Source organism: Lacihabitans sp. CS3-21 (assembly GCF_024343675.1).
Lineage (GTDB): Bacteria > Bacteroidota > Bacteroidia > Cytophagales > Spirosomataceae > Leadbetterella.
Window position 1 is genome coordinate 39,885 of the sequence record NZ_RJUD01000009.1, and the last position, 17,471, is coordinate 57,355.

The 17,471-nt window shown below is 36.1% G+C and carries 16 protein-coding genes; 7 read left to right on the plus strand and 9 right to left on the minus strand.

Annotated features, from left to right (window positions below; all coding sequences use genetic code 11):
- Positions 1 to 176: 176 nt before the first annotated feature.
- Both EGI24_RS07670 and EGI24_RS07675 read left to right on the plus strand, forming a co-directional pair.
- Entirely contained in the window at positions 177 to 2,600 is a 2,424-nt protein-coding gene (locus EGI24_RS07670; protein WP_255047778.1) for an endonuclease MutS2, read from the plus strand.
- Positions 2,601 to 2,896: 296 nt separating this feature from the next.
- Positions 2,897 to 3,106, plus strand: a complete 210-nt coding sequence (locus tag EGI24_RS07675; RefSeq protein WP_255047779.1) for a PspC domain-containing protein — start codon at positions 2,897 to 2,899, stop codon at positions 3,104 to 3,106.
- Positions 3,107 to 3,202: 96 nt separating this feature from the next.
- On the opposite strand, the gene EGI24_RS07680 is transcribed toward EGI24_RS07675, so the two are convergent.
- Together EGI24_RS07680 and EGI24_RS07685 are read right to left on the minus strand one after the other, a co-directional pair.
- On the minus strand, positions 3,203 to 3,433 hold the full coding sequence (locus tag EGI24_RS07680) for a hypothetical protein (protein ID WP_255047780.1): 231 nt from the start codon (positions 3,431 to 3,433) through the stop codon (positions 3,203 to 3,205).
- 134 nt (positions 3,434 to 3,567) lie between these two features.
- Positions 3,568 to 4,518 carry a threonine/serine dehydratase gene (locus EGI24_RS07685; protein ID WP_255047781.1) on the minus strand — a complete coding sequence of 317 codons (951 nt, stop codon included), beginning with the start codon at positions 4,516 to 4,518 and terminating at the stop codon, positions 3,568 to 3,570.
- A gap of 108 nt (positions 4,519 to 4,626) precedes the next feature.
- On the opposite strand from EGI24_RS07685, the gene EGI24_RS07690 reads away from it, so the two are divergent.
- From EGI24_RS07690 to proB, 5 genes are all read left to right on the plus strand, one after another.
- Positions 4,627 to 5,649, plus strand: a complete 1,023-nt coding sequence (locus EGI24_RS07690) for a DUF4056 domain-containing protein (protein WP_255047782.1) — start codon at positions 4,627 to 4,629, stop codon at positions 5,647 to 5,649.
- Between the two features lie 112 nt (positions 5,650 to 5,761).
- Positions 5,762 to 7,189 (plus strand): asparagine--tRNA ligase, encoded by a 1,428-nt coding sequence (asnS, locus tag EGI24_RS07695; protein WP_255047783.1) that lies wholly within the window; start codon positions 5,762 to 5,764, stop codon positions 7,187 to 7,189.
- Positions 7,190 to 7,192: 3 nt separating this feature from the next.
- Complete coding sequence (locus EGI24_RS07700; protein ID WP_255047784.1) at positions 7,193 to 8,281, plus strand: complex I subunit 1 family protein; 1,089 nt, start codon at positions 7,193 to 7,195, stop codon at positions 8,279 to 8,281.
- A gap of 1 nt (position 8,282) precedes the next feature.
- Positions 8,283 to 8,843: a hypothetical protein gene (locus tag EGI24_RS07705; protein WP_255047786.1), complete on the plus strand. Its 561-nt coding sequence runs from the start codon at positions 8,283 to 8,285 to the stop codon at positions 8,841 to 8,843.
- 2 nt (positions 8,844 to 8,845) lie between these two features.
- A complete protein-coding gene (gene proB, locus EGI24_RS07710; RefSeq protein WP_255047787.1) occupies positions 8,846 to 9,880 on the plus strand; it encodes a glutamate 5-kinase in 1,035 nt (344 codons plus the stop codon).
- 52 nt (positions 9,881 to 9,932) lie between these two features.
- On the opposite strand, the gene EGI24_RS07715 is transcribed toward proB, so the two are convergent.
- The 7 genes from EGI24_RS07715 to EGI24_RS07745 form a co-directional block, all read right to left on the minus strand.
- Positions 9,933 to 10,505 carry an OmpH family outer membrane protein gene (locus tag EGI24_RS07715; protein ID WP_255047788.1) on the minus strand — a complete coding sequence of 191 codons (573 nt, stop codon included), beginning with the start codon at positions 10,503 to 10,505 and terminating at the stop codon, positions 9,933 to 9,935.
- 29 nt (positions 10,506 to 10,534) lie between these two features.
- The gene (locus tag EGI24_RS07720; RefSeq protein ID WP_255047789.1) at positions 10,535 to 11,053 is read right to left on the minus strand and encodes an OmpH family outer membrane protein; all 519 of its coding nucleotides are present in this window, start codon (positions 11,051 to 11,053) and stop codon (positions 10,535 to 10,537) included.
- Between the two features lie 109 nt (positions 11,054 to 11,162).
- A complete protein-coding gene (gene bamA, locus EGI24_RS07725) occupies positions 11,163 to 13,766 on the minus strand; it encodes an outer membrane protein assembly factor BamA (protein WP_255047790.1) in 2,604 nt (867 codons plus the stop codon).
- Positions 13,763 to 14,506 carry an isoprenyl transferase gene (locus EGI24_RS07730; RefSeq protein WP_255047791.1) on the minus strand — a complete coding sequence of 248 codons (744 nt, stop codon included), beginning with the start codon at positions 14,504 to 14,506 and terminating at the stop codon, positions 13,763 to 13,765. Before EGI24_RS07730 ends, bamA begins: the two co-directional genes overlap by 4 nt.
- 141 nt (positions 14,507 to 14,647) lie before the next feature.
- Positions 14,648 to 15,400 carry a DUF6089 family protein gene (locus EGI24_RS07735; protein WP_255047792.1) on the minus strand — a complete coding sequence of 251 codons (753 nt, stop codon included), beginning with the start codon at positions 15,398 to 15,400 and terminating at the stop codon, positions 14,648 to 14,650.
- Between the two features lie 65 nt (positions 15,401 to 15,465).
- Positions 15,466 to 16,512: a hypothetical protein gene (locus tag EGI24_RS07740; RefSeq protein ID WP_255047793.1), complete on the minus strand. Its 1,047-nt coding sequence runs from the start codon at positions 16,510 to 16,512 to the stop codon at positions 15,466 to 15,468.
- 65 nt (positions 16,513 to 16,577) lie between these two features.
- Positions 16,578 to 17,465, minus strand: coding sequence for an NAD kinase (locus EGI24_RS07745; protein WP_255047794.1), 888 nt, complete (start codon positions 17,463 to 17,465; stop codon positions 16,578 to 16,580).
- Positions 17,466 to 17,471 lie beyond the last annotated feature (6 nt).

A 17,471-nucleotide genomic window follows, 5' to 3' on the forward strand; every position in this document is an offset into this window, starting at 1 on the left:
CCTACTGGATTTTTTATTTATCCAAAATTTAAAACAATCTCGATTGTAGTAAGTCTGTAAAGATGAATGAAAATTCAAAAACTAGTAATGTATATTTATTCTGGGTGTGAAACATTCAGATTTTATTTCCATTCTAAATAGTAGTACTTTTGTGAAAAATCATTAAACATTCAGGGATGTTATACCCCCAAAATATAGAGGTTAAGTTAGGTTTTGACAAAATCAGGTCGTTGGTAGCGGAGGAATGTGTGAGTTCTCTCGGCCGTTCGTTTGTAGATAAAATCAGATTTTCGGATAGATTCGATATCATTAAGAGAATGATTGATCAAACTGCCGAGTTCAGATTGATTTTACAATTGGAATCTTCTTTTCCGAATCAAAATTATTTAGATGTTATTCCTTTTCTGAAAAGAGCGGCTTTGGAGGGTTCTTATCTGGACGAAGAGGAGTTTTTTGATATCAAACTTTCGTTGACAACCATTCAACAGATCATACATTTTTTCAAAAACAAAGAAGAAGGTCGTTACTCGCAGTTGCGTGGATTGATGCAAAATACACTTCCTGCTGATAAACAAGATGGTTGGAGTAGTTTGATTGCACAAATAGGAGGTGTAATTGACGAAAAAGGAAAAGTTAAAGATAATGCTTCCAAGGAACTTTATGATATAAGAAGAAAGCTTTCTGTAGAGCAAAATAATGTAAAACGTACTTTAGAGCGAATTTATAGAACAGCCAAAAACTCAGGTTGGATTAGTGAAGACATGAGTTTGGCTTATCGAAATGGCAGGTTGGTCTTGCCTCTTTTGGCCGAGCATAAGAGGAAACTTCAAGGTTTTGTTCATGACGAATCCACCTCTGGGCAGATTGCTTTTGTAGAGCCTGGGGAAGTCTTGGAGGCTAACAATGAAATCCGAGATTTAGAGATAAAGGAGCGAAGGGAAGTTATTCGTATTTTGGAGAGTTTAACTTCTGCTTTAAGACCACATATTGCCGATCTCGAAAAGTCCTATCATTTTTTAGGACTCATGGATTTTATAAGAGCAAAAGCGAAATTGGCTCAAAAAATTGATGCTACTAGTCCTTTGTTGCTCAACGAAACCATTGTTGATTGGACTAAGGCCGTTCACCCTTTGTTGTTTTTAGCTCATAAAAAGGTCAACAAGTCAATTGTGCCATTAAGAGTTGTTTTAGAATCAGAAAAGAGAATATTGGTAGTTTCAGGGCCCAACGCAGGTGGGAAGTCAGTGATGTTGAAGACCATTGGACTTATTCAATATATGGCCCAATGTGGCCTTTTAGTACCAGTTTCGCCCGATTCTAAAGTTGGGATTTTCAAAAGTGTTTTTATAGACATTGGTGATGAGCAAAGTATTGAGAATGACCTCAGTACGTATAGCTCACATTTGACCAATATGCGTGAGTTTTTGGTTCATTCTGATAAACATACCCTGTTTTTGATTGACGAATTTGGAACGGGTACAGAGCCAAGTTTGGGTGGAGCTATTGCGGAGTCGATTTTGGAAAATTTATTAAAAAACAGAGCTTTTGGGGTTGTAAATACCCACTATACCAATCTCAAAATTTTTGCAGATAAGAATGAAGGATTGATAAACGGTGCCATGAAGTTTGATGCCGCACATTTAGATCCATTATATGAGTTAGAAATGGGTCAGCCGGGTAGTTCATTTGCCTTGGAAGTGGCTCAAAAAATTGGTTTACCCAGGCACATTATCGAGAATTCGAAACGGAAGTTGGGTAAAAGTCAGGTGAATTTTGAGAAATTGCTCAAAGAATTGGAGATTGAAAAGAAAGTTTTTGCGGAGCACAATGCATTACTCAAAAAGGAAACAACCGAACTTAAACAAAAGATTGAGCAGTACAACGCCCTGAAAAATTTCTTGGATACAGATAAAAAACGAATTCTAAACGAGGCTAAAGAAAGTGCTAAAGTATTGCTCAAAGATGCCAACAAGCAGATAGAGAGTACGATAAGAGAAATTAAAGAAAACAAAGCCGAGAAAGAAACCACCAAAGTGGTAAGGCAAATGTTGGAGGAATTCAAGGAAGAAAAACTCAAACCCGAAAAACCTCAAGTTCAAAAACAAACTGCTGATATATTCCAAAAAGCCGATGGCAAAATAGCCCAAGGTGATTTTGTAAAAATCATTGGTCAAGATACTTTTGGGCAAGTAGTTAGTTTAAATGGGAAGGATGCGGAGGTCTCTTTGGGTGAATTAAAATCCAATATCAAACTTAATCGTTTAGAGAAGGTTTCGAAGAAGGAATTTAAATCTGCGGTAAAAGAAACGCCCAAAGAAAACCTCAAAGGAATAGACATCAACGAGAAGATGGTCAATTTCAGTTTTAATCTCGATATTCGTGGAAAAAGAGGGGAGGAGGCATTGCATGAGGTGGATTTATTGATGGACGATGCCATATTTTTAGGATATCCACAGTTAAGAATAGTACATGGCAAGGGCGATGGAATACTTAGAAACTTGGTCAGGGCCCACTTAAAGCATTATAAATCAGTAAAAAAGATGTCAGACGAACACGCAGACCGTGGTGGGCAGGGCGTAACTATTGTGGATATGAAGTAGTGCTTTGGTGTATTGTTAAATTAGTTACTGGTTTACTGGTGAATTGGTTAGTGGTCTTTGCTAAGGCCGATGGTGTCTTCAATCTCAATCCGTGAAATTCAGCATTGCTTGTTCCGATAGCTATCGGACCGTCATCAGCGTTCCATTTAGAGGTATTGTAATATAAATTTCTGAAACCATAATCAAAAAATACACCTCATCATTATTTCTATCCATTCATGTACTTTGTTATACATAGTACCTTGCCGTATGTTAATTTTGAACCATCAAACAAAACAAAATAAACAAATACAAATATGAAAAAGCTATTTAGAGTAAAAGGAAACGAGTCAATGTTAGGTGGTGTGATGGCCGGTATGGCTGAATATTTCAACATTGATGTTACACTGGTTAGAGTTTTGGCAGTTGGTGCTTTCTTTACACCAGTTCCTGTAGTGCTTATGTACTTGATATTGTGGGCTATAATGCCTGTGAAACAAGAGACATTTGCAACGTTGGCACAATAATAATTAGGGTTTAATAGATTGGAATGGCTCGGAACATTGTTTCGAGCTATTTTTTTTTAGTAATGTTTTAAAACACATTTCAGTGTTTCAATCTCATTACTTTTTCAGTTTTGTAACCCTAAAGTAACTGTAGGCAATCGTTATGACTATCCACAGTCCCATTTTATTAAGCGTAAATATCGTTTTGAACCATTCAGAAATCAATTTTAGAAAGGGTTCATTGCTAAGTCGTTCGAAGCCCACATCCAGAATAAAGCTGATGATCATGATGATTACAAGGAACTGAAGCGTTTGTAATACCATTGCTTTTAAATCTAAGCTGTTCATAAATCGTTTTTTTTACAAAAATAGAGCTTAAGTGTATACCAGATTATGATTTTGTTCATAATTAACTTTTCATTCAAAAATTTAGATCTAAGTTTTCACTTTAGCTTAATTTAGCATTTCGCTGATGAGAAAATTTAAAAAGTCAATTTGCTTAGATCCACATTTCCACCACTGAGAATTATACCAACTTGCTGATTTTTAAACAAATGCTTATTTTTGATGAGAGCTGCTAAAGGTACAGCACATGAAGGCTCAATGATTATCTTAAGATTATTAAAAACCAACTTCAAAGCTGTGAGGATTTCTTCATCATTCACCAGCAAGATGTCTTCCACAGTATTTTTTATAATTTCCAATGTTTTGTCCGAAAGGTTAGTCAGCAATCCATCTGCAATGGTATTGATATAAGGTGCTTTTTCTACTTTTCCTGATCTGAAAGACAAAACGGCATCAGCAGCACCTTCTGGTTCTCCTGCGTAAACTTTGGCTTTATTTGAGAAATATTTTACTGAAAGCCCCGTTCCACTCAAAAGACCACCACCACCAACTGGAGCCAAGATGCTGTCCAAGTCTGGGTTTTCTTCAAGTAGTTCTTTGGCGGCAGTAGCTTGACCAGCAATTACGTCATAATTGTCAAAAGGATGAATGAAATGAGCCCCCGTTTTTTCTATAATTTCTCTAACACCGTTTTCCCTCGCCTCTAGTGTCGGTTCACAAAAAATCAACTCAGCTCCAAGATTTATTACGCCATTGACTTTTGGTTTTGGAGCATTGTTGGGCATCACAATATATGCTTTTGTGTGTAGCATTTTAGCGGCCAATGCCACGGCTTGAGCATGATTTCCAGAAGAATGTGTGCATAATCCATTTGCTATCAGTTCTTTGTCAAGACTCAAGGCTGCATTTAATCCACCTCTTGCCTTAAATGCTCCAATTTTTTGCAAGTTTTCGCATTTAAAAAATACTTGGCATCCACACAATTCGTTGATTATTTCAGAAAACAAAACTGGGGTACGATTGATATAAGATTTGATTCGCTCATGCGAAGTTACTATATCAAGTCTTGAAGGAATGGCAGATAACATATAATGAACTTATTGTTTATAAAATCAATTATTAATTTAACATTACGTTTTGATTAAACAAGCACCAAAAGACTTAATTTTGTGTGCTTTTCATGGAGATACAAAATTATGCGATTATTAACACTATTACTTATTTCTTTCAGCTTATTTGCAAAAGCTCCGAAAAACGTAAATCTTAAAAATCCTCCTCCTAGAATCATCCGTACCTGCTGCTCATTTGGAGTGGATGTAAAAGTAGCGGGTATGCCATTTGTAAAATATACTGAAGTAACCTCCCTTGAGCTCATCGGCAATCATAAATATTTAGGCAGTAAAGCCGAAAATAACGGAATCATTTATACTGAAAAAGGCGGATTTATAGATATGGGTCACTTGCGAGATATCGCTGATTTTACGGCTTATTTATACTTACTTATTCAAGACCAGAGGCATACTGGTGCTTTTTCTTTGAAGTTAGGCAACGAGGGCGGTATGAAAACGCTGACCGTAAATGTACCTGAAAAATTCACCGATGAAGACGTAGTACATTTAGCTGGAAGGATAGCTTATGATCTTTCTGTTTGGCACGAAATCTCCACATCATATGGAGCTTCTTTTATTCCCTTAGTTCCTGAGCGATACTCAAGTTTTTCTGTGGAAGATGCCTATTCTAATTTGCTTGGGGTGCATTTAGGAATGAAATCTATACTTGGTTCTGGTGAATATGAATTAGAAATGACGGCCAATGTGAATGAAGTTTTGGAAAGTTTGAATGCTGTTAAAGATAGGGAGAGTACCATAGAAGCCATGAATGCCGTAAAAGATATTTGGTGGTCTGGCAAAGCCAAATTGCCAAGTCGTAAGGTATTGATAAAAAGGCAGTTTGAAGTTTATGATTGCGTTTATCCGATGTTGATCAATTCGGAGAAAATAGAGAATAGTGTTGAAAACAAGGTTTGTGTGCCATTGGAAAGCTCAAGTAACGAATCTTTCAATGATTTTTACAAACTCAGTATCAAAGCGAATTTCAAAATTCCTGTGGATAAAGTTTTTGGACAGCATGTCAAAGAAAAGAATATTATTACGCAGTTGGATTTTCCTGCTCTAATAAAATATGCAGAGGAAGCTACATTTAAAGTTCATGAACAATAAAATTCTCAAAGCTGAGATATTCTGATTTAATTATCCGCTATTTGCATAGCAAATGACCCTCGAAATCCTTAATTTTGCAGGAAATTTAAATCGATTATAAATTTTCGTAAAAATGCAGATTAAAGATATTCTCCAACTTTCGCCAGAAAGTCAAAGTGTTGTTGTTAAAGGATGGGTTAGAACCAAAAGAGGCCAAGCCAATATCGTTTTCATAAATCTCAATGACGGTTCTACCATAAAAAATATTCAGGCGGTAGTTGAAGACGGTAAAATAGAAGAGGAAATCCTCAAGAAAATATCCACTGGTGCTTGTATAGCAGTTTCAGGAACTTTGGTGGCTTCTGCGGGTTCTGGTCAAGCGGTAGAAGTTTTGGCACAAACCATAGAAATATATGGCACTGCTGACGAAACTTTTCCAATGCAACCTAAAAAGCATAGTCTTGAATTTTTAAGGGAAAAAGCCCATTTGCGTTTCAGAACCAATACTTTCGGAGCTATCTTCCGCATCAGACATGCTTTGGCATTTGCTGTACACAAATTCTATAACGACAACGGATTCTTTTATTTACATACGCCCATCATAACTGCTTCTGACGCTGAAGGTGCAGGAGAAATGTTTAGAGTGAGTAGCTTTGAGCCCAATGCAGCCCCCAAAAACGAAGATGGATCTGTTGATTTCTCACAAGATTTCTTTGGTAGAGAAACTTCTCTAACGGTTTCAGGACAGTTGGAAGGTGAATTAGGAGCCATGGCTCTTTCCAAAATCTATACTTTTGGGCCAACCTTTAGGGCTGAAAACTCCAATACCACACGCCATTTGGCTGAGTTCTGGATGATTGAGCCAGAAGTTGCATTTTATGAGTTGGAAGACAACATGAATCTTGCAGAAAGTTTTGTAAAATACGTCATTCAATATGCCATAGACAATTGTAAAGACGATTTGGAGTTTCTTCAAACCAGACTTTTGGAAGAAGAAAAGTCGAAGCCACAAAACGAACGTTCGGAACAAACTTTGTTAGAAAAGCTAAATTTCGTGGTGGAAAATAGCTTTGAAAGACTCACATATACCGAAGCCATTGATATTTTGCTCAAATCTAAGCCTGCACAAAAGAAACAGTTTCAATACGAAGTTGGATGGGGCATAGATCTTCAGTCAGAGCATGAGCGTTATTTGGTGGAAAAGCACTTCAAAAAGCCTGTAATACTTACTAACTATCCGAAGGATATAAAAGCATTCTATATGAAGCAAGATGCTGATGGAAAGACTGTTAGAGCCATGGATGTGTTATTTCCAGGTATCGGAGAAATAATTGGAGGATCACAAAGAGAGGACAATTATGAAAAACTCATGACCCGCATCAACGAGGTGGGGATAGATCCAGATAACCTATGGTGGTATTTAGACACACGCAAATTTGGTTCGGCACCTCATTCAGGTTTTGGACTAGGTTTTGAGCGTCTGGTATTGTTTGTAACAGGTATGGGGAACATTCGCGATGTGATTCCTTTCCCACGTACACCAAAAAATGCTGAATTTTAAGCAATGGTTGTAGCCTTACTTATTTTCCTAGCCGTTATCGGTGCTAATGTGATCGTGAGTGTTTATCTCGAACGAAAGCTATCGGCATTTATACAAGACAGGCTGGGGCCAATGGAAGTTGGTAAGTGGGGACTTTTACAATTGATTGCAGATTTGTTGAAGCTTTTTCAGAAGGAGGATATTATCCCAACATCTGCTGACAAAAAGCTATTTAAAACTGCTCCATACCTGATTTTTGCGGCAATATTTGCCGGATTTGCTCTAGTTCCTATTAATAGATTGTTGCAAGGGGCTGATTTACAGTCTGGTGTGTTTGTGTTAATTGGCGTAATTTCACTCGACATTATTGGTATTTTGATGGCCGGTTGGTCATCCAATAATAAATATGCACTGTTAGGAGCCATGAGGTCAGTAGCTCAAATCCTTTCCTATGAAGTTCCGATTGGGCTTTGTATTTTGTGTGTTGCCATCACCAGTGCGAGCCTTAATTTGCAAGAAATAATTAGTTTACAAGGCATTTTTTCTATAGAGCCTAATTATCTTTTTGGCATCAAAGCATTGGGTATCGAAACCACAAATGTTGGAGGTTTTCTGACATGGAATATATTTAGGAATCCCTTTCTTTTCATTGTTTTTATCATATTTATAATAGCAGGATTGGCAGAGGCCAACAGAGCACCGTTTGATTTACCAGAAGCTGAGTCAGAACTTATTGCTGGTTTTCATACCGAATATTCTGGTTTTCGATGGGCAATTATATTTTTGGCCGAATATGGCATGATGCTTTTGTTGGCATTTATGACCACTATTTTGTTTTTAGGTGGATGGAATACTCCACTTCCAAACATTGGGTCAGTGAAATTGGCTAATTGGACTTCTGGAGCTGAGGGTTCTATTGCCATGCATCTTTGGGGAGCATTTTGGATGTTTTCAAAGGCATATTTTGGTATGTTGGTGCAAATGTGGGTGAGGTGGACATTGCCTCGCTTAAGAATTGACCAGTTAATGTATTTATGTTGGAAAGTTCTTACGCCATTGTGCTTACTTTTAGTTTTGATTTCTGCTTTTTGGAGAATTCTAATGATATGGTAAAGTGGCAAAATTAATCGAAAAAGATTTGGAGGAAGCCATCATAGCTTTGCCAGCAAAAGAGAAAAACAAGATACTGATAAGGCTTATCGATAAAGATAAAGTGTTGGTGGAGCAGCTACATTTTAAACTTATTGAGCATCCTGAAATAGACTTAAAACTAAGGCAAGATGCAGTTGCGGATGAAATTGATCATCTAAAAAGATTTAATGCGATTAAATCAAAAGAATTATTGACTTTACAAAGAAGCTATTTTACCAAGATTTCTCATCACAAAAGAATTACGGGTGACAAGGTAGGGGAGGTAAGGTTGGCAGTTAAATTGATTTTGAAATTTGTAAGTTATTATCCCTTTGTATTCAACAAGGCAGATTTGAAATACAATGCAAAACTCAACGAGTATAATCTTAAGAAAGTTATTCTGATGATGAAAAATCTCAAAAGTATCCATGAAGATTATCAAATAGAATTCGTAGAAGATATCAACACCATTCTTGATTTCTTTTATAATGGGATTCATGCAGGCCTAGCTAAAAGCCTTGGTTTGCCCCGAAATATTGATTGAAAATGAAAAGACAATTATTGGTTCTGAAATTCGGGACAGCTTCCATTACAAAGCCATCTGGCGAACCTGATATTGAAATCATTAATGAAATAGCCCGCCAAACGGCTATTTTACATAAAAAATACAGAATCATTATAGTTTCATCAGGAGCTGTTGGAGCTGGTAAGCATTTTGTTCAGAATTATGAAGGCACCATTAGCCAAAGAAAAGCCGCCGCTGCTATCGGGAATCCACTTTTACTGAAAATGTATGATCAAGCTTTTGAGAAATATGGCATAAACGTAGCTCAAAGTCTTTTGGAAAGACAGCATTTTGCTAACAGACAACAGTTTTTGCAACTCAAAGAAACTTACGATGAGCTTTGGAAAAGCAATATTATTCCCATTGCTAACGAAAATGACGTAGTGAGCAACAGAGAGCTTAAATTCTCTGACAACGACGAGTTGGCTACTTTGATAGCTGGAGGTTTTGGAGCTCAAGTATTGATGCTTTGTACGGCCTCTGGTGGTTTGCTAAACAAAGATGGCCAATTGGTTAGTAGAGTGAAGAAAGTAGACGAGGAAATACTTGGTATGGTGAGCAAATCTAAAACAGCTCTTGGGCTTGGAGGCATGGCTTCAAAACTGACTTTTACGCATTTGGCCAATAAAATGGGCATAAAAGTCATCATTTTTGGTATGAAGCTCGCCGACGGAATTTTAAATGCCATTTCTGAAAATGCTGGAACTACCTTTTTGCCACAAGATGCTAATCTGTCTGCTAAGAACAAATGGATAGCCAGTGGGGCCATTTCGGTTGGTAGCGTAACCATTGACGCGGGAGCTAGTAAAGCACTTTTAAATCGTAAAAGCCTTCTTGCCGTTGGTATATCAGGCTTTGAGGGAGAATTTGAAGCTGGCGAATTGGTAGAGATTTTGGATTTGAACAATCAAATCTTAGCAGTAGGGAAAGCTAAAATATCCTCGCAGACGCTACAAGAAAATCTAAAAGTACAAAACCTCATTTTTGTACATGCCGACGATATCGTCTTGATATGAAAAAAGCCTTTGGCATTTACCAAAGGCTTTATCTATTCTAAAAATCTAGAAATTATTTTTTCGGAACTGTAGCAGCTGGAGCAGCTTCTTTGGTTTCAGCAGGAATTGCAACACCCATTTTCTTGAATACCAAGTTGGTGATGTTATCAGTTTCTGGAGCTACCAAAATAACTGGTGTAGTACCATATCCAGCATCAGAATTGAGTACATAAGTATATCCGTTTTCTTTTGCTACTGCATCTATCGCAGTTTGGATTTTATCCATAACTGGAGCTATCATTTCTTGTTGCTTACGAGAAAGTGCTGATTCTGCATTTTGCTGTAACTCTTGCAATTCATTTTGCTTGTTTTGTAAGGTTTTCTCCTTGTCTGCTTTGATTACAGCTGACATAGAGGCAGCATTTTTTTGATAATCTTCAAACATTTTCTGAGCTTCGGATAACTTATCTTGATAAAGTTTGTCATACTGAGCTTTTTCTGTCGATAATTTCGCTTGTATGTCTTTAGAATCAGGCAAGTTTTGAAGAATAAATTCTATATTCGTATAGCCTATCTTAAGATTCTGAGCGTTTGTTGAAATACTTGCTAAAATTGTTAAAGCAATTACAAATAGTTTGATTTTCATTTCTGTAGTATTAATAAAATTAAATTGGTTTACTTTTTAATGTTTAATCCAAGTTCTTCAATTATAAAGTCTGTATAATCGTGTCTTGGGTCAGCATAGAACATACTCATGTCCGATGCTTTGTCAAAGATAAAACTTAGTTTATATTTTCGAGCTATTTTTTCCGATGTTTTGTATATTTCGTCAAGAATCGGTTTCAATATTTCCTTTTTTTTCTGAAAAAGTTGACCATTAAGCCCAAATATATTATTATTAAGGGTTTTGAGTTCTTCTTCTTTTTTGTCTATATCTGCAAGTTTTTCTTTCTTCATGTCCGCTGTTAAAAGAATTTCTTCTTGCTGAAATTTTTGCTTCATTTTTTCTACATCTGCATATTTTGCTTGTAAGTCTTTTGTCCATTTTTCTGCAAATTGATTCATCGTTTCGTTTGCCTTTTTATATTCAGGCATTTTGTTCATGATGTATTCAGTATCAATGTAGCCGAATTTTTGTGCAAATGTCTGCGAACCTATAAGCATCAAAAATAAAAAAAATATTTTCAATTTCATTTTTTTAGATTTAGTCCTTTCTGTTTTTTATTCAATGGTTTAATGTCCTTAAGACGAAAACTTCCTTTGATAGTTTATAATTCCTATTCTGATTAACAGAAATTTAACATTAACGTATTTGTTGTCCGATACTGAAAGTAAACGATTTTCTTCCTTGGTTATTCAAGCCTGGAATCGGATCGAATCCATATCCATAGTCAATACCTAAAAGTCCAAAAGCAGCCATAAAAATTCTTGCACCTACACCTGCTGAACGTCTCAATTTGAAAGGATTGTAGTCTTTGTAGCTTCCCCAACTATTACCTGCTTCTGCAAATCCAAGTACAAATATGGTAGCTTGTGGATTCAAGGAAACTGGGTAACGAAGTTCTAGGGCATATTTGCTATAAATAATACCGCCAGTTCTCGAATAAGTGCCTGTTGCCTGAGCAGAGGCCACTTTTTCATTATAAGTAGCCTCATAAACAACGCCTTCGTCGTAGCCTCGAAGTCCTATAAGTTCTACACCGATACTGTTGGTATTTTGAAGACCCATACCTGCACCACCAATTACAAATCTACCAAATGGACTATAGCCCACACTGCTATTATACCTTCCCAAGAAACCCATATTTCCTTTTGCATGGAATATCAATTTGCCAAAAACAGGTGCATACCAGTCTGCATCAAACATCCATTTATGACCTTCTATCCAAAGTTTTCCTGATTTTGGCGTACCAAACATCGAATATGGAGGATTGAAGGTGGTGTTTAATGATATGTTTGAGCCACTTCTAGTAAACTGTGGGTTGTCAAGGCTATATCTCGAAACATTAAATCCTAAAGAGATATCGTGTGCTTGTCCATTTCTGAAGTTGGATAGTAAGAAACTGTTTTCAACATCATAATATTGGTAAGAAAGAGCTGAACTAAAGTTGAAGTTCCTATCTGGCCAATTAAGTCTTTTTCCATAAGTTACAGAACCACCTGTGTTTCTGAAGAATCCTTGATAAAGTGCTGAATTATAAACATTTCCATAATAAGAGCTATTTACAGAGTTGGCATATAATTTTTGCATTCTGTCGGCTATCTTACTGTAATCTTGCACTGAATGGAACAAACTCACAGAAAAAGAGTTGGGCTTTTTGCCCCCTAGCCAAGGCTCAGTAAACGAAACAGAATAGTTTTGGAATCCACCGTTTGCTTGAAATCTAATTGCGAATCTTTGCCCATCGCCTTTAGGTAGTGGTTTATATTCTTTCAGATTGAAAACTTTTCTTATGGCAAAGTTATTGAACACAATTCCAAATGTTCCAATAATGCCTTGTATTCCACTCCATCCACCTGATAGTTCAATGTTGTCATTGGATTTCTCCTCTACATTATATTCGATATTTACTGTTCCATCGTTTTGTGGGACTGGCTTTGGTTCGATTTTTTGAGGGTCAAAATATCCGAGTTTAGAGAGCATTTGAACGGTCTCTACCAAGTCAGTTTTACTAAACTTCTGGCCAGGTTTTGTCAGAATTTCTCTGAGTACGACGTGGTCACTGGTTTTGGTATTTCCATTTAAAATAATCTTGTTGATGGTAGCCTGTTTTCCCTCCGTGATTCTCATTTCAATATCAATAGAGTCGCCATCTATGGCTGTTTCTATTGGTTGACAGCTAAAATATAAATAACCGTCATCCATATAATACGAACTAACATCTTGTTGAGGTTTACCATTTATTTTTTTCTCAAGTTCTTCAGGGTTGTAGATGTCTCCTTTTTTTACACCAAGAATCAAAGCCAATGTATCCGCATTTCTTAAATAATTGCCTGACCAGGTTATATTTCTGTAATAGAATCTTTTTCCTTCAGTTACATTTAATACTATGTTTATGTTTTTATCATCCACTACATAGATAGAATCGCTTACGATTTGAGCATTTCTGTATCCGTTTTTATTCAAATATGCTACAAGTTTTTCTTTGTCCTCTTTATATTTTTTTGTGATAAATTTAGAAGGGGTAAAGATCCTCAAAGGTGCTTTTTCTTTGGTTCCTTTCATTTTGGAAAGGATTTTCCATTCAGGAAGCTCATTAATTCCATTCAGTTGAATGTCATTAATTTTAACTTTAGCTTTTTTGGATATATTAAAAACCAAAGCCGCATTATTCACTCTTATTGTATCCGCAATCTGCTGAACTTGTACGGTACAATTTCTGAATCCTTTATCTAAGAAGTGTTTTTTGACAAGATTTTGGATGTTTTTAACCATTGCATCCGTAATTACTTTGCCTTTGTAGGTTTTTATTTTGTCTTCAACGGTTTCCTTTTCGCCTTTTCTGATTCCATTGAGTACGATTTTATTGAGCCTAGGTCTTTCTTTTAATGCTAATTCTAAGAAAACCGTTTTGCCTTCAACTTTGGTGATATTTATTGAGACATCTTCGATTATGCCCTGATCCATAAGTCTTTTTATGGCAGAAGAAATTCTCTCTCCTGGAATTTTTATTTCATCATTTACATTTAAGCCTGAAACTGAAATGAGTGTATTGGGGTCTAAGAATTTTGCTCCACTAACGGTAATGCCTCCTATTATGTAGTCTTTAGGACTGGTGTAGTCTACCAATGCTTCTTCAGAGACAGTTCTTTTTAAACGTGGAAGGCCAACCGTTTGTGCATTTGCAACGAAATTTGAAGCAAATATTAGTATTGTAAGTAATAATGGTTTTAAAGAATTCCTCATTTATTTGTTTTTATCTGATCGCCTGTTTTTCCGAATCTCCTCTCTCTTTGTTGATATGTTTTTAATGCCTCCATCAAATGTTCCTTCCTAAAATCTGGCCAAAATACATCGTCCAAAAACAAAAGCTCTGCATAAGCAGATTGCCAAAGAAGGTAGTTACTGATGCGATGATCTCCTCCTGTTCTTATTAAAAAGTCAACGTCTGGGTCTGGATAAGTAGACAAAAACTTATTAAACATGCTTTCGTTGATGTCATCGATTCCAATTTCTTCTGTTTTTACTTTGGCTGCAATTTGTTTTATCGCTTGTACGATATCCCATTTGCCACTATAACTAAGAGCAAGACTAAGTACTAAGCCTGTATTGTTCTTTGTTTTTTCAATCCCTGCCAACATTTCATTTCTGGCATTATTTGGAAGCATATTCAAGTCGCCAATACATTTTAATCTTACATTGTTTTTATGCAAGCTTGGTATTTCGTCGCCTATGGTTTTAATCAAAAGGCTCATAATACCATCCACTTCAGCTTTGGGTCTGCCCCAGTTTTCAGTAGAAAATGTATAAAGTGTTAGGTATCCAATTCCCAATTCCGCACATCCTTCAACGGTTTCTCTAACTGCAGTGATTCCGTGATGGTGACCGAAAATTCTCATGGCACCTTTGCTTTTAGCCCACCTTCCATTACCATCCATGATAACGGCTATATGCTTGGGTAAATTGTTTAAATCGATGTCTTCCAATAAAAAAATAGTATTTGTCCGTTTGAAAAGGATTGCAAAAATACAAAAAAGATAAAGGAATAAAAAGCAGTGTATCTAATAAAGCTAAAATATAGTTTCAATTGATTTAAAGCCGCTTAGTTAATTACAAAAAGGCTAAGTTTATTTGCCAGGGGGGCAATGTACTTTATAAAAAAGATAGCTTACTGAAAACGATATATGAAAGTATTTGTCCTTTTGTAAGGTATTTGGAAGTTCGAGTAATTCAAGGTTTTTGTCTGCTCCATCCTGAGCTGGGTAGAAATTTTGTGGGTCGTTTGTAACAAGATTGTAACCAAAACCATCAAATAGGTCTGCATTTTTCTTTCGTAACAGTACTCTTGTGCTGAATTCAACTCCAAAGTTCCATTTACCATTTACTATTTTCTTGTAGCCAATTCCAAAAGGCAAAATAGGATCGGGACCTGAAATTACTGAATTTGTAGTTGTTACATTTCTTGTTGAATATTTTCTTCTTAAAAACTGAGAATTACCAAATCCTCCAAAAAGATAGGGGGTCCATTGGTGTTCATATCTTCCGTTATGGGTCCTGAAATTTAAAAAGTTGTATTCTATTTGGCCATTATAATCCCACAGGGTATTATAAAATTTTAATCCGCGATATTTATTTAAAGCATTTCCAGAGTTGTAATCGTTGCCTGAAACAAAACCAACCATGGCATTGGCTTTAATAGAAATAACTTTAGAGGCATTATATCTTACAAAAGCATTTGTGCCAATTGATGGGCTAAAGACTCTAAAAGTAGGCTGCAGGTCACCTTTGTAATAAGTCGGGCCTAAGCCTGATCCAATTTCCAGTTTTTGGGCGAAAGAAAAATACGAAATGAATAAAAATAGCAGTGTTTTTTTTAACATACCTTTTGTTTGCAACAGCAAAGTTCCAATTTTTTTCTTACAAATAAAAAAAGGTAAAGGTTAAATCATTTAATAACAGGGCATTTGATATTGTTGCTCAAAACATAACTCAACGTAAATTGCGTAAGAATATAGCTATCTATTCTTTTTGAACCTCTTAAAGTTGAATATGGATAAATATCTTCAGCATTCGTCGACGGAGCAATTCCAGCCGTGTTGAATCCTTGTTGGGAAGCTGCTTGAATAAAGTTAACAAGTCTCAAATCTCCTGAATTTGCTGCATAATCTTCCCCAGCTCTGTAGCTAAAGGCTGCTGCCTCTGGCCCATAATTGGCTATCATTAATGTTTTTGGCGGATAACCCGTATTGCCTACGTCATCTAGATAATCGAAAGGAGTTAGTCTAAACCCAGCCTCCGCTGTAAAATCAAAGTTTGAACTGATTTTTACTCTTAGACCTAAGGCAATGGGCATAACTGGCTGAACCAATGAATAGGTTTTTACAGTGCTTCCTGGAATTCCTTGACCTGATGTATTTAAGGGTTTAAGGCTTTCCCATCCTGCTTTTACTGGTAAACCTGTATTTTGGTCGAATCCAACTACACCTCTGGCTTTTGGATTGTGTCCATAAATACCTATTCCAACTGCTCCGTAAGGCATAATATTACTCCTGCCTTTAGCTCCTTTTCCATATTGTGGCAAAATATTGAAGATTCCCGAAAGTGTAAATTCCTGTAAATCATTTCTGAAACTAAGATTTCGAATATAGTTTGCTGACATTTTCTCTAAATTTCTTGAGGCAAACGTATAGTCATCGCCATACAATCTAGCATATGTGTATGAAACTCTTGCTGCTGCATTAGCTGTGAGAAATCTTGTATAATTTATGCTTCCGTTCCATCTTACATTTGTATAAATTCCGTAATAGAATCTAGAATAGGGAGCCAAATCTCCAAAATAGTGCGAACTGCCACCTCCAATACCTACTGTAGCATACTGGTTTAAAACATTTTTTTTGCTAAAAAGGCCATTTTTCTGAGCAAAAGTATGGGTTGATACAATCATCATTAATACTAAAATGATATTGTAATATTTAATTATTGGCTTCAACATAGCGTTTCCTAGTTTTTCGATTTTTTCTAAAACGATTTTAAAATCGATTTTATTGAATATTTTTTTTAATTTCTATTTCTAATATCATCTCCCCAATTCAACTTTTTTCTTAAAGTACTCAAAAAGCTCATTCCATCTATTTTTACCAATTTGGCTTTGAAGGTTTCCATGCTGATGTTAATTTCACCCACATCGTCACCAATTATTCTGGCTCTTGAGTCCATCGAAACCAAGAAATTCTTGCTACGACTTTCTACTTTTAAAGTTATTTTACTTTGACTTGAGACAATTATTGGTCTTACAAACAAGTTATGAGGGCAAATAGGTGTAATGATAAAGTTTTCAGACTTTGGCATTACGAGTGGACCTCCACAACTCAAATTGTAACCAGTTGATCCGGTTGGGGTTGCCACCATTAAACCATCTGCCCAATAGCTATTCAAAAATTCACCGTCTATGTAGGCATGAATGACAATCATAGACGAAGTGTCGGTTTTAGAAATCGCTATTTCGTTAAGAGCAAAATTCATGCCTGATTCAAAAAAGTCGTTAAATGCCTCGGCATGAAGCATCATCCGCTCATCTATTTTGTATTGTCCTGCAATGATTTTCTTTATGGTTTTCTTAATATTTTGTGGTTGTATGTCGGTCAAAAAACCTAATCTTCCGAAGTTAATGCCCAATACGGGAATTTCATTGCTCGCCACAAGACCTAAAGTTTCTAAAAAAGAACCATCACCACCGAGACTAAATGCTATGTCAATACCTTCTAAATCTTGAGCATTTTTGAATACATGACTTTCGTCAAATTGTATTTGAGCTTCTTGAAGAATTTCAGTGAAAGAGTCGGAAACTTGGTAAGATATGCCGTTGTCTTTTAGTTCATTAAAGATTTCTTGTATAGCAGCCGAAGAGTCTGATTTAAAAACTCTTCCATGAATGGCAAATTTCATAAAATT

What these genes read in the sequence shown, in the direction of transcription:
- EGI24_RS07670 (WP_255047778.1), top strand. Translation starts at nt 177, where the DNA reads ATGTTATACCCCCAAAATATAGAGGTTAAGTTAGGTTTTGACAAAATC.
- EGI24_RS07675 (WP_255047779.1), top strand. Translation starts at nt 2,897, where the DNA reads ATGAAAAAGCTATTTAGAGTAAAAGGAAACGAGTCAATGTTAGGTGGT.
- EGI24_RS07680 (WP_255047780.1), bottom strand. Translation starts at nt 3,433, where the DNA reads ATGAACAGCTTAGATTTAAAAGCAATGGTATTACAAACGCTTCAGTTC.
- EGI24_RS07685 (WP_255047781.1), bottom strand. Translation starts at nt 4,518, where the DNA reads ATGTTATCTGCCATTCCTTCAAGACTTGATATAGTAACTTCGCATGAG.
- EGI24_RS07690 (WP_255047782.1), top strand. Translation starts at nt 4,627, where the DNA reads ATGCGATTATTAACACTATTACTTATTTCTTTCAGCTTATTTGCAAAA.
- asnS (WP_255047783.1), top strand. Translation starts at nt 5,762, where the DNA reads ATGCAGATTAAAGATATTCTCCAACTTTCGCCAGAAAGTCAAAGTGTT.
- EGI24_RS07700 (WP_255047784.1), top strand. Translation starts at nt 7,193, where the DNA reads ATGGTTGTAGCCTTACTTATTTTCCTAGCCGTTATCGGTGCTAATGTG.
- proB (WP_255047787.1), top strand. Translation starts at nt 8,846, where the DNA reads ATGAAAAGACAATTATTGGTTCTGAAATTCGGGACAGCTTCCATTACA.
- EGI24_RS07715 (WP_255047788.1), bottom strand. Translation starts at nt 10,505, where the DNA reads ATGAAAATCAAACTATTTGTAATTGCTTTAACAATTTTAGCAAGTATT.
- EGI24_RS07720 (WP_255047789.1), bottom strand. Translation starts at nt 11,053, where the DNA reads ATGAAATTGAAAATATTTTTTTTATTTTTGATGCTTATAGGTTCGCAG.
- bamA (WP_255047790.1), bottom strand. Translation starts at nt 13,766, where the DNA reads ATGAGGAATTCTTTAAAACCATTATTACTTACAATACTAATATTTGCT.
- EGI24_RS07735 (WP_255047792.1), bottom strand. Translation starts at nt 15,400, where the DNA reads ATGTTAAAAAAAACACTGCTATTTTTATTCATTTCGTATTTTTCTTTC.
- EGI24_RS07740 (WP_255047793.1), bottom strand. Translation starts at nt 16,512, where the DNA reads ATGTTGAAGCCAATAATTAAATATTACAATATCATTTTAGTATTAATG.
- EGI24_RS07745 (WP_255047794.1), bottom strand. Translation starts at nt 17,465, where the DNA reads ATGAAATTTGCCATTCATGGAAGAGTTTTTAAATCAGACTCTTCGGCT.